Here is a 12,142-nt window from a genome sequence, read left to right on the forward strand (position 1 = left end):
TCGAACTGGGAACCGCTAGGCGATCGCTTCCGGACGTACCTGCAGGCTCACGGACATCGCCTCGCCCGGCTCCAACACGGTGAGATCGCCGAGGTCCGGCAGATTATGCCCGTTTGCCAGATGCGACATCGGTTCGAAACAGAAATAGTCGCGCTGAAAACCCGGATCAAAGCCGGCATCCGAAATGAAAATAAAATAATGCCTAAGTTGCTGATCCGCCATCAAATGCAGCCGCGTATCGTGTTCGGGCCAAACGATCTCCGCCACGCCATCCCACCCTTCGAAGCCGTTGTTGACCCAGCGATACGGCAATCCGCGCCCCGTCGCGAAATTCAGGTCGCCGGGAATATCAGCCGCCTCTCCCGGTAGCCAGCCCTCCACTTCCGTCCAGAACCGCCGCGCCGGCGCCTTCAGCGTCGTTGCCGATGTCATTGGGAAGTAGGGATGCCAACCCAGGCCGAAGGGAAGTGCCTCCGGTCCAAGGTTCCTGACGTGAAGATGCATGTCGAAACATCCGTCATGAATGGCGAAACGCTGCCGCGCCTCATAGGCATAGGGCGTACCATGGCCTGCATGCGAGAAGCCGATTTCCGCCTCGCTGCCGCTTTGGCTTAAAACAGCCCATTCCGACTGCCAGCCCTCGCCATGCAGATAATGAGGATCCCAAGGCGTATTGGGCTCGAAGACATAGTCCTTACCCCGGAAGGTAAAGCGATTGCCCTTCACCCTGTTGCCGAAGGGAACGAGCGGATAGCAACCGGAGGAGCGCGCATCGGCCTCATCCGAAGGCGCTTCACGCAGCAAAGGCAGACGCGCACCGTTCCTCTCCCACCAAAGGCCGAGCACGATGCCGCCGCGCGTGGAAAGCCGTGCGGTCAAGCCGCTATCCGTGAGCTCCACCACCGTCATCTGCAGCCTTTGTCCCCCGCGTGCATCGATGAACCCGGCATGGACGGTAGATTTCATCATATTTATTGTCAACATTGGTAGGATTTATATACAGTCTGCTTGGGATGGCCGCGCTCGGTGATTGCGGGAGGCGCAGAATGGGGAACAATCGGAGAGACGGTGCCGGCAGCGGCAAGACGGGGCGCAAATTGACCGCGGCTATGCCCGGGCTTTCGGAGGGCGGCAAGCGCGGCGTGCGCGAAGCGCTGCTGCAAAGCTTCATCGACAGGATCATCTCCGGCGAAATGGCCGAAGGGTCCACGCTGCCGAACGAAGCGGAACTGACCGAGCAATTCGGCGTCAGCCGCACCAGCCTGCGCGAAGCCATGCAATATCTAGCCGCCCTCGGCATGATCCGTTCGCGCACGCGAGCCGGCACCACCGTGCTTCCGCGGGAGAACTGGAACTATCTCGATCCGCTCGTGCTCGACGCCACCTTGCGGCTCGGCAATGACGACCGTTTTCACGCCTCGCTGATCGAGGCCCGTCAATTGCTGGAACCGGCCGCCGCTGCGCAGGCCGCCGCCAACGCCAATGCTCACCATCTCTTCCGCATATCGAAAGCTTTCGAGGAGATGGTGGAGGCCAATGCCCGCGACAACGAGGCCTGGAGCCGCGCGGATCTTGAATTTCATACCGCGATCATCCGCGCCAGCGGCAATTGGGTCTATCTGCAATTCGCCACCGCCATCCGCGCCGCACTGCTCGCCAGCTTCCGCCTGACCAACCGCGCCAGCCCGTCGCATGAACAGGCGATCGCCATGCACCAGGAGGTGCTGGAAGCCATTCGCATGCGCCGCCCGGACGATGCCCGCAGCGCCATGGAGCGCCTGATCGGCGTTGCCCGCAGCGAGATTTCGGATGCGTTGAGGAAAGCACGCGGTTAGCCGTATGGTGTTGCGGCTGAGTTCATGCCAATTTACCGCCCATCCGAAAGACTGAACGCGGTCGTTCTCATGTCCATTGCGCTCCTCGCCGATCCGATCGTCCAGTTCTGCATCTTGGTGGTCATAGGCACATTCATCAGCCGCTGCCTGCTTCGCCACCGGCGCGCCGGGAGGCTGATCGGACAGATCGCGTTTTTCATCAGCCTGACCGCGCTTCTGCTCTATCACGGCATCGTGCCCTACGAGCCGACCCCGCCGCAGGCGCAGGACACGGTGCAGCTTCGTATCTTCACCGGCTTCGCCAAGATCGTCTGGTGGGTCAACGGCGCCTGGGTGCTGGTCGCTTTCGTGCGCCTGTTCCTGATCTTCGAGCGCAAGCCGCGCGAAGCCCGGCTGCTGCAGGACCTAGTCGTTGGCGTCATCTATCTCGGCGCGGCTCTCTCCGTGATCGCCGATGTCTTCAGCGTACCCGTGGGCACACTGATCGCAACTTCCGGCGTCTTCGCCATCATTCTCGGTCTTGCGCTGCAGAGCACGCTGAGCGACGTCTTCTCCGGCATCGCGCTCAATCTCGGCAGGCCCTATTCCGTTGGCGATTGGGTGGTGCTCGACAATGACGTCCAGGGCCGTGTCGTCGAGACCAACTGGCGGGCCACGCATCTGCTGAGCGGCACCAACGACCTCGTCGTCATCCCGAACAGCGCCCTTGCCAAAAGTCGGATCACCAATCTCTCGAGCCCGGACGAAAGCCACGGCGTCACCATCACCGTCCGCGTCCAGCCGACCACGCAGCCGAAAGTCATCGCCGACGTCATGCGCAACGTGCTGATTAGTTGCAACACGATCCAGAAGACGCCCGAGCCCAGCGTGATGATCAATGCGATCGATGGACAGGCGGTCGAATTGCAACTCAATTTCCGTATCCGCGACATATCGCAGATGACGGCCGCCAAGAATGAGATCAACGACCTCATCTATCGCCATTCGAAAGCAGGCGGGCTGAAACTCGCAGGCCCACCCGACGCAGTCACCATGCCGTCGGAAACGCAGGCCGAGACGGGGAGCGCTGCCCAGCATCCAGGCACGCCATGGCGGCTGCTCAACAATATTCCGCTGTTCTCGTCGCTCACCGAGGACGAGAAGGAGCATCTGGCGTCGCATATGCAGCGCCGCACCTACCACAAGGACGCCGTCATCGCCGAACAGGATGCGCGGCTGCGCGCGCTGACCATTGTGCGCTCAGGCGTCATAAGCATCACCCGCAAGGAGGCACAGCGCCAAATCGAATTGACGCGGCTCGCTCCCGGCGATTATTTCGGCGAAGGCGGCCTGCTGATGGGGGCCGGCGAAGTCGGCACCATTCGGGCGCTGACTTTCGTGGTGACCTACGAGATCGACGAGGATTGCCTGGCGCCTCTGCTGCACGACCGGCCCTCCATCGCGGAAGAGCTCGGGGCGATCATGTCGAAGCGCATCGAGGCCGAGCGCCATCTCTTCGGCCCCAGCGACATGTTGGTCAACGGCGCGCCGATCGGTTCTCTAACCTCACGCATCAAACATCTGTTTCAGCTACAGCATGACTAGAGCGGTTGTGCGCTTCCTGAAATCGCTGAACCGCCCTAGTCTTTTGTTTTTACGCAATTCCGGATGGAAAACCGCTGCGCACTTTTCCTGTAATTGCTCTAATTGGACTGCGCCGGAGGTATCGTCGCAGGCTGCGCCGTGAAAAACGCTTTGGCGTCTGCGGTGAATTGTTCGCGCGACGTTGGCCGCGTGTAGAACATATGCCCGCCACGATAGAGCTTCAGCGCCACGCGGTCGGCGAAGGCCGGCGGCAGATGATCGAGCACATATTTGTTGACGCCGAAGGGCACGATGAGGTCGCTATAGCCCTGCGCCACCAGGAGCCGGAAAGATGGGACGAGGGTCAGCATCTCCTTGATGTCATCTGTCCCGCTTGCATGCAGACGCGAGCCGCCATTGCGGTCGCCCCAGTTCCAATGCTCATTCACCGAGCTCGACAGCAGATTGTAGGTCATGTCCGTGCGGAAACCGAGTTCGTCGCGTGCATAGCTGGAGAAAGCGCCGCCATAGGCGCGCACGAAACCGTCGAGGACCGGATCGTCGCTGTGGCCGGCTTCCGATTCCGGATAGGGGTCCGGCGCCAGGAACGAAGCGTCGTAGGAACTGACGATATCGGCGCCGTCACCATCGGAATGTTTCTGATATACCCCGCCGAGAAAGCCCTGGTTCTTGGCCACCACATCTTCGGGAATGCCGGTCAGCTTGGCAACGCGCTCGTAGAAAGCGTGGCCGGCGTCGCCGGTCGGGGGCTTGCCTGCGAGGGTCGGCAGATATTCGTTCAACGCGAATTTTTCGGCGTCCGCTACCCCCTGCTCGTTGAAGGCATTTTTCCGCTCCAACTCGGCAGCGGCTAGCGACGGCAATTCGAGTGCCGCGCCAAGCGCAAGATCATTCGCTCCAAAGACGAGCCGCCCTTCGATCAGCGGAGACAGCATGACGATGCCGGAAATGAGGATGCCCTGATCCTGCCGCAGGCTGGTGGCGACTTTCGCCGCGCGCAGCCCGCCATAGCTTTCGCCGAGAATATATTTCGGCGAGGAAGCGCGCCCATTATGGGCGACATAAAGCGCAACGGCCTTGGCAAGGCTCTCGGCATCCCCGCGCATGTTGTAGAACTCGTTGGCGTCATCCGGCTTGACCGTCCGGCTCCAGCCGGTGCCGATCGGATCGATCAGGACGAGATCGGTAAAATTCAGCCAGCTATGGGGATTGTCGACGAGCTTGGCGTTGGCCCCGTCGCGCCCGCTGGGGCCGAAATCAACAATGCGTGGTCCGACCAATCCGAGACTGAGAAAGGCCGATGCAGCACCCGGGCCGCCGTTGAAGACGAAGGTGACCGGTCTGCCGTCGTCGCGGTTCTTGGCGACATAGGCGGTATAAAAGATCGCCGCGATGCGTTCGCCGTCCTGGCCGAAGAGATCGAGCGTGCCCGCCGTCGCCGTATAGGGAATGCTTTTGCCATCGGCATTCAGCACATGATCGCTGACCGCATCCGGCGGCAACAGCGAGAGAATGCCACCGCCGCCGCCAGAGCGGCCCTGTTCCGGCGGCGCGGCGAAGGCGAGCGTCGAGACGAGGGAAAAGACCAGCGCAAGGCTTGGAACGATCTGGCGAAAAGACATGGGTACGCATCCTCCATCGGCCCCGCGCATCGACGCCGTCGCTTCGAATTCTATTCCACCGACGGCGAAGGCGGGAACTCAAGAGATGTTGATCGCCGATCCGCCTGCCGCATCCCTTTGAAAGGAAAAGGTCATTGAGCGCCTTCCGGCCATTTGCCAAAGTGCCCCAGTCGGGGAAACGAACACTCGAACCAGACCGCAAGGAACTTGATGATGAAACAGGATATCGAAATCAACGCTGCCGATGGCGTCGCGAAAGCCGCCATCTTCCGCCCCGACAACGGCGTCTCCGCCGAGCGCGGCGTCATTTTCTACATGGATGCCATGGGCCCGCGCCAAGCGCTTTACGACATGGCGCAAAGGCTTGCTGATTCCGGCTATACCGTGCTGCTGCCCGACCTGTTCTATCGTTTCGGCGCCTATGGTCCGTTCAACGGCACGTCCTTCGGTGATCCGGCCTCGCGCGAAACAATCATGGGGATGGTGCGCGGCACGACGCAGGAGATGACCAAGCGCGACAGCGCCGCCTTTCTCGATGCGTTGATGGCAGCCGGCGCCACCGGACCGGTCGGCACCGTCGGCTATTGCATGGGCGGCGCCCGTGCGCTGACCGCAGCGGCCGCCTATTCTAACCGCATCGCCGCCGCCGCCACCTTCCACGGCGGCAATCTTGCCAGCGACGCGGAAGACAGCCCGCATCGTCTGGCCGCCGACATCAAGGCCCGCGTCTATATCGGCGTTGCTGGCGTCGACAACAGCTTCCCGCCGGAGCAATCCGCCCGCCTCGCCGAAGCGCTCCGCATAGGCGGGGTCGACCATATGATCGAGAACTATGTCGGCATGGCCCATGGCTGGACGGTGCCGGACCACGGTGTCCACGACGAGACCGGCGCCGAACGGCATTGGAAGCGCCTGTTGAACCTCTTTGCCGAGGCTTTGAACTAAAGACGCTGCAATGCAAAGGCACCCCGCTTCAGTCCCATCCGAAGCGGGGTGTTAGTTTGGGGTCTGTGGACCGGAATTGATCGGCCTACGTCTCAGAACTTGATCATGTCGATCTTGGTGAGCGTCGTCTTCTGCGAAACGCCGGGCGCATTGACCATGTGCCAGGCGACATATTGCTCGCCGTAGAGCGTGGTGGACGACATGCCGTCGACGGGAAGGATGATGTTCATGCCGTTCAGCGCCGCATCGGTTGCCGTATCGAGAACCGCGCCTTCGGAAGCCGTGCCGGTGACGATCACGGTCTTGATGCCCTTGTCGGCGAGGATGTTGCGGAGATTGGTGCCGATGAACTTGTCGGGGCCGGACTTGACGATCGGGTCGCTTGCCAGCGGCGCAAGATCCGTGGCGATATCCTGAGGTTCGCCCACGCCGGCCAAGCTATAGACGACGAACACACGCTTGGCGCGGGCCTCGTCGAGCATCGCCTTCACCTTCGGCACGGAGGCGAGGCAACGCGGTTTGGTGTTCTTGTTGCACGGCCCCTTGGTCGGGTCCTGCGCGCCATTGAAATCGAGGATCAACAGCGCCGTCGTCTTCGGATCCACCGTCACCGGCTTCAATTCCGGCGCTTCCGGCGGCTTTACCTTCTGCCAGTCGTCGATAATGGTCTGGGCGGACGCCGGCATCGCGCCGACGGGACCGATCGCCGCGCTCAAAGCAGCGAAGCCGACACCGAAAGCGAAGGCTGCCTTTTGCACCATGCTGCGGATATGTCTCATGAAATCGCTCTCCTGAACCCCATGGGTTCCATTGGCCGGACGCTGCAACCTAGATAGGTCAAACCTCGGAGATTGATAACGAAACTCTTTGTGATCCCGGCGTTACCGAACAGAAGATTAGAGACTTTGGGAACGCGGTTGAGACGACCGATTTAGGAGTCGGCCTGTTCCTCCGGCCCGATGGCGGTGTCGTCGCCGCTCTGCAGCTTGCCGAGCAGTCTTTGCAAGGCATGCTTGATTTGTTCGATCTCTTCCGACCCGGCGATCTCCGCCCAGCGTTCGTCGACCAGACGGCCCGTGGCCATGGCGATCGGCCGCACGCCCTTGCCGCGTTCGGTGAGGAAGACCAGCCGCCCACGCCGGTCGTTGGGATCCGGGCGGCGCTCGACATAACCCAGCCGTTCGAGCTCTTCGACCGCTTGCGTCATCGTCTGCTTACGCACGTGGGCGAGCTTGGTGAGTTCACTGACCTGGATGCCCTCCGGCCGGGCAAAGGTGAAGACGTTGGCATGTGGTGGGCGGATATCGCTGAATCCGGCTTCGTCCAGCGCAGCTTCGACCGCCTGCGTCCAGTGCTGGTGCACAAGGCGAAGCAAGAGGCCGAGTGGCGGATGGGAGGGAACGCATTTTTCCATAGGATATAGACAGGTACCTGACCATTATGTTAGATAGACAGGTACCTTACCATTTCTTCCAGAAAGAGGATACCCTATGCCCTCCATCGATGTGTTGAATTCGACGATATTCTATGAGGATGCAGGGAGCGGAACCTCTTTCGTCTTTCTCCACGGCAATCCCACCTCGTCGCATCTCTGGCGGCATATCTCTCCTAACATCGGTGAGCCCGCGCGCCGTCTCGCGCCCGATCTCATCGGCATGGGCCGCTCGGGCAAACCCGCTATACCCTACCGCTTCGCCGATCACGCCCGCTATCTCGACGCCTGGTTCGATGCGCTGGAACTCACAGGTGTCGTGCTGGTCGGCCACGACTGGGGCGGCGCGTTGGCCTTCGACTGGGCGGCCCGCAATCCCGAACGGGTGCGCGGCATCGCCTTCATGGAAACCATCGTCCGACCGATGAACTGGGATGATCTACCGAACGCACGCCCGCGTTATGAGGCGTTGCGCTCGACAGGCACCGGTGAGGCCAAGGTTCTCGACGAGAATTTCTTCATCGAGCAGGCGCTGCGGGCCACCATCCTCAACGGATTGAGCGACGAGGATCATGCCGTCTATCGCGCACCCTACCCCACTCGCGAAAGCCGCCGCCCCCTGCTCGAATGGCCCCGCGCGATGCCGATTGCAGGTGAGCCGGTCGATGTCGTCGCCCGGATCGAAGCCTACGACGCCTGGCTGGCGGTGAGCGCGGATGTCCCAAAGCTGCTTCTGACTTTCGACGGTCCGGCGGAGACCCTGTTGATCGGCGAGAGGATGACGGACTGGTGCCGGGCGAACATCGCCAATCTGGATATCGAAAAATGCGGCCCGGCCCGCCATGTCGCGCCGGAGGATCAACCCGAGGCAATTGCAGCCGCAATCTCCCGGTGGGCGGATCGGCGGAATCTTCGTTAGAAAGCCGGACGGAGCCGAGTGTAAGATGGTGGCGCCATCGCTGATTTACGGCGTGGCCACCGGCCCGTTCGCCTTTTTCCAGGCCGCGATGCCGCCCTCTATATGACAGGCGGTCGCCAGGCCCGCGTCCTGGGCCGCTTGTACGGCCATCGCCGACCGCTCGCCGAAGGCGCAATAGAATACGATCCGCTTGCCGGTGGCCTCTGCCAACTCATGCAGCATGCCTCCCGCGCTGATGTTTTCCAGCAAATCCGGATAGGGTGCATGCAGCGAGCCCGGGATCGTTCCATGCTTTTCACGCTCGCCCTTCTCGCGCAGGTCGACGATCGCGATGTCGGGACGACCGCGCAGCGCCAATGCTTCCGCCGCCGAAACGGCCCAGCCCTTGCGCGCGATCTCATCCTGATGAAAGCCGACATGAACATTGGCCGGCACAGCCACATCCATCATCTTCGGGTTGGGAAGTTTCAGATTGTTCATGAGGTCGGCATACTCGTCCGCCGACCGGACCTTGAGGCGCGGATTGAACAGCTTCTCCTCGCCGATGGTGGAAACAGTATCGCCCTTATAGTCGTGGGCGGGATAGACCAGCGTTTCGTCCGGCAATTTCAGAAGCTTGTTGAAGATCGAATCGTACTGCTGAAGCGGATTGCCGTTCTGGAAATCGGTGCGTCCGGTGCCGCGAATGAGAAGCGTATCGCCGGTAAACACACGGCCGCCCATGAGGAAGGAATAGGAATCGTCCGTGTGGCCCGGCGTATAAAGTACGTCGAGGCTCAAACCCTCGATCGCGACACGGTCGCCTTCCGTCACCCGCATGGAAACGACGTCGGCAAGGGTCTGCTCGCCCATCACGGTAATGCAATGGGTGCGGTCGCGCAGCGCACCCAATCCGGTGATATGGTCGGCATGCAAATGCGTATCCACGGCCTTGACCAGCTTAAGGTCGAGCTCCTCGACGAGCTGAAGATAGCGGTCAACCTTCTCGAGCACGGGATCGATGATGAGCGCCTCGCCGCCCCGCCGGCTGGCGATGAGATAGGTGTAGGTACCGGACACGCTGTCGAAGAGCTGGCGAAAGATCATCTGCGGCTCCCTTGCGCAAGTCTTGCCCCGGATCAAATCTTTTCCTTGGTATAGTTATTCTACATTTCAATAATTTAGGCAACGGCAAACCATGAGGGAGCTCTTCCCCTTGAATGCGCTGCGCCGATTCTTGGATTTTCTCTCGCAAGAACGCGCTTGACTTAAGAGAAGCCGAGGAAAACTTTGAGTAATATGGCCGGGACGCTCGTCGTTGAAGCGACCGGCACGATCGAATCGTAGCGATCGGCAAAAGAAAACCCCGCCACTTTGGGGGGATGGCGAGGTGCTAAAGAATTATGATGGCAACATCATAATAGTTCCATGCGCCTCTGCAACAAAAAAAGCGCCCACCTGCTAAGCGGTGACAGGCGGGCGTCAAATATTCAACGAATTGAAGTTAAACGATAATTAAATATCGTCAACAGCTAAATAAACTACACCTAAAACTTAACCCCCATCTGACGGCACACAGTATTATCCAACATATGGATGAAACGCATTGTGAACCGCCCAGAAAAAAGCCCCGCCCATCGGATGAGGCGGGGCAAAGCGGGGAAAGCTCCCTCAGATATGAGAAGGGAGCGCAGGCAATAAATCAGGACTATCCGAAGCGCACGAGGTCAGTTCTGACCAATGCGGTACGGTGCTGCAGGAAAAAGCAGATCTGTGGCAATCCAAGCCATACAATCGGGACATCACAGTGCTCCTTGCCCTTTTTGCGGAGAAGACAACTGCGGCGGCCAAGCCTATGTTCGATCACAACGCCGGCCACTTTTCCATCGTCCGGCTCGAACGCGCACTGGCCGATCTCGCCGAAAGCGGCAAACCCGTGTAGAATTTCGAACTCGGGCGATACGGTTCAGGCGGTTTTCGGGCGTCCGACAGCGCGGGTTGGGGGATATGATGACATTGGTTATCGCTTCGCAGCTACAGTTTTCTGCAAGGCCATCATTCCAATGACGGACAGTCTGGCATTTCGTCCTCACGAACTGACCCGCCTTTTCCGCGAGGAATGGTTTCTGGCGATCAGCATCCTGACCAGCCTGTTTATCATTAGCTTCGAAGGCGAGCTGTTTCAGCAATTGTCCAATCCTGTTTGGCTCGCATTCAGTTTCTTTGCACTTTTTGCTGCCGTGCTGGGTTCCGCCCTTTCCGTTGTCCGGCATGCTGACCATCTCGCGGAACGGCTTGGGGAGCCGTACGGCACATTGATCCTGACGCTCGCCATCACCTCGATCGAAGTGATGGCCATTTCCGCCGTCATGATCCACGGCGAGAACAACCCTACCCTCGCCCGTGATACGCTTTTTGCGGTGATCATGATCATCCTCAACGGCATGGTGGGACTATCGTTGCTATTCGGCGGCTGGCGCCGACCGGAGCAGTCCCATAACCTGCAGGGCGCCAACGCCTATCTCGGCCTTATCGTGCCATTGGCGACGCTCAGTCTCGTCATGCCGAGCTTCCTGTACGGTGCCGCCGGCCCGCACCCTTCCATGCCGAGACAGATGGTGCTCGGAATCATTTCCGTCGGCCTCTACAGCGTCTTCCTGATGCTTCAGGCGGGCCGCCATCACCATTTTTTTGCCGACGAGAGCGAGCCGCACGTTAAACCAGACCCTCGCCCTGGCCGAAGGGCGATATGGTTTCACACCGTTTTCCTGTTCGCCTATATGGGGCCGGTGGTGTTCCTGGTCGAAGAACTCGCCAAGCCGATCGACTACGTGATTGAAACATTGCGTGCGCCTGTCGCTTTCGGCGGCGTCGTCATGGCGGTGCTGGTTGCCACGCCGGAAGCCATCAGCGCTGTGCGCGCGGCCGCCGCCAACCACTTGCAGCGTTCGATCAATATCTTCTTGGGTTCGGTTCTCTCAACAATCGGGATAACCGTGCCCGCCATGCTCGTCGTCAGCTATCTCTTTGCACATCCTGTCACGCTGGGACTTGAAGGCGGCGATCTCGTGATGCTCATCCTGACGCTCGCCGTCAGTATCATTACCTTCGCCAGCGGCCGGACCCATGTGATGCAGGGTGCCGTTCACCTTGTCCTTTTCCTGTGTTACGTACTGCTCATCTTTCAGCGGTAAGGTTCACATCGTCCCGGTCCGGAGCCCCCGACATGACCATCGAGCTTCTGATCGCGAGATATGGCCTTCTGGCGGTCTTTCTGGGCGCTGCCATCGAGGGCGAAACCATGGTGATCCTCGGCGGCGTGTTTTCGCATCGTCACCTCATGACCTATTGGAATGCGGCGGCCGCTGCCTGCGCCGGTTCCTTCATCGCCGATCAGACGCTCTTTTTCATCGGCCGCTATGCCCGGCACTATCCGCGCGTCCAGAAAATCATCGAGAAACCGGCGTTCGCACGCGTCACGCAGCTTCTGGAGCGCCATCCCACCGGCTTCATCTTCGCTTTCCGCTTTATCTATGGCTTTCGGGCAATCAGTCCGGTCGCCATCGGGATGTCCGGCGTTTCAGCGATAAAGTTCGTCTTGATCAACGCTGCCGCAGCCCTGGTCTGGGGATCGCTCTTCACCGGGATAGGCTATTTGTTCGGACAGGGTATCGAGCAGACGTTCGGTCATCTGCCGCTCCATCACCACGTCCTGATTGCAGCCGGGATTATTATTGTCCTGCTTCTTGTCATGATGACATTCCGAAAAAGCCGGCCTGCGTAGTCACGTCAGCCTTCGCCGGGGCGGCGCATATGAATTGCAGGC

Annotated in this window: 12 protein-coding genes; 7 read left to right on the top strand and 5 right to left on the bottom strand. The window is 60.2% G+C overall.

Going from position 1 to position 12,142, the window contains the following annotated elements; genetic code table 11:
• Positions 1-15 precede the first annotated feature (15 nt).
• Positions 16-969, bottom strand: coding sequence for an aldose 1-epimerase (locus tag NXC24_RS17430; RefSeq protein WP_348632695.1), 954 nt, complete (start codon positions 967-969; stop codon positions 16-18).
• A gap of 140 nt (positions 970-1,109) precedes the next feature.
• Between NXC24_RS17430 and NXC24_RS17435 the strand changes: the two genes are divergently transcribed.
• A complete protein-coding gene (locus NXC24_RS17435) occupies positions 1,110-1,835 on the top strand; it encodes a FadR/GntR family transcriptional regulator (RefSeq protein ID WP_104825227.1) in 726 nt (241 codons plus the stop codon).
• A gap of 69 nt (positions 1,836-1,904) precedes the next feature.
• Positions 1,905-3,419 (top strand): mechanosensitive ion channel family protein, encoded by a 1,515-nt coding sequence (locus tag NXC24_RS17440; RefSeq protein WP_104824439.1) that lies wholly within the window; start codon positions 1,905-1,907, stop codon positions 3,417-3,419.
• Positions 3,420-3,517: 98 nt separating this feature from the next.
• Here NXC24_RS17440 and NXC24_RS17445 read toward each other — a convergent pair whose 3' ends face one another.
• Positions 3,518-5,041 carry a carboxypeptidase gene (locus tag NXC24_RS17445; RefSeq protein ID WP_104824440.1) on the bottom strand — a complete coding sequence of 508 codons (1,524 nt, stop codon included), beginning with the start codon at positions 5,039-5,041 and terminating at the stop codon, positions 3,518-3,520.
• Positions 5,042-5,254: 213 nt separating this feature from the next.
• Between NXC24_RS17445 and NXC24_RS17450 the strand changes: the two genes are divergently transcribed.
• Entirely contained in the window at positions 5,255-5,986 is a 732-nt protein-coding gene (locus NXC24_RS17450; protein WP_104824441.1) for a dienelactone hydrolase family protein, read from the top strand.
• 92 nt (positions 5,987-6,078) lie between these two features.
• Here the strand turns inward: NXC24_RS17450 and NXC24_RS17455 are convergent, their stop codons facing one another.
• Both NXC24_RS17455 and NXC24_RS17460 read right to left on the bottom strand, forming a co-directional pair.
• The gene (locus NXC24_RS17455; protein WP_104824442.1) at positions 6,079-6,765 is read right to left on the bottom strand and encodes an isochorismatase family protein; all 687 of its coding nucleotides are present in this window, start codon (positions 6,763-6,765) and stop codon (positions 6,079-6,081) included.
• A gap of 152 nt (positions 6,766-6,917) precedes the next feature.
• Positions 6,918-7,400 (bottom strand): MarR family winged helix-turn-helix transcriptional regulator, encoded by a 483-nt coding sequence (locus NXC24_RS17460; RefSeq protein ID WP_104824443.1) that lies wholly within the window; start codon positions 7,398-7,400, stop codon positions 6,918-6,920.
• A gap of 76 nt (positions 7,401-7,476) precedes the next feature.
• On the opposite strand from NXC24_RS17460, the gene NXC24_RS17465 reads away from it, so the two are divergent.
• Complete coding sequence (locus NXC24_RS17465; protein WP_104824444.1) at positions 7,477-8,337, top strand: haloalkane dehalogenase; 861 nt, start codon at positions 7,477-7,479, stop codon at positions 8,335-8,337.
• A 45-nt stretch (positions 8,338-8,382) separates the two neighbouring features.
• Here NXC24_RS17465 and NXC24_RS17470 read toward each other — a convergent pair whose 3' ends face one another.
• Positions 8,383-9,423: an MBL fold metallo-hydrolase gene (locus NXC24_RS17470; protein WP_104825228.1), complete on the bottom strand. Its 1,041-nt coding sequence runs from the start codon at positions 9,421-9,423 to the stop codon at positions 8,383-8,385.
• A 643-nt stretch (positions 9,424-10,066) separates the two neighbouring features.
• Here NXC24_RS17470 and NXC24_RS17475 point away from each other — a divergent pair.
• The 3 genes from NXC24_RS17475 to NXC24_RS17485 all read left to right on the top strand — a co-directional run bounded on the left by NXC24_RS17475 (position 10,067) and on the right by NXC24_RS17485 (position 12,100).
• Positions 10,067-10,258 (top strand): hypothetical protein, encoded by a 192-nt coding sequence (locus tag NXC24_RS17475; protein WP_104824445.1) that lies wholly within the window; start codon positions 10,067-10,069, stop codon positions 10,256-10,258.
• A 121-nt stretch (positions 10,259-10,379) separates the two neighbouring features.
• A complete protein-coding gene (locus NXC24_RS17480) occupies positions 10,380-11,510 on the top strand; it encodes a calcium:proton antiporter (RefSeq protein WP_104824446.1) in 1,131 nt (376 codons plus the stop codon).
• A gap of 32 nt (positions 11,511-11,542) precedes the next feature.
• On the top strand, positions 11,543-12,100 hold the full coding sequence (locus NXC24_RS17485) for a DedA family protein (RefSeq protein WP_104824447.1): 558 nt from the start codon (positions 11,543-11,545) through the stop codon (positions 12,098-12,100).
• Positions 12,101-12,142 lie beyond the last annotated feature (42 nt).

Source organism: Rhizobium sp. NXC24 (assembly GCF_002944315.1).
GTDB lineage: Bacteria > Pseudomonadota > Alphaproteobacteria > Rhizobiales > Rhizobiaceae > Rhizobium.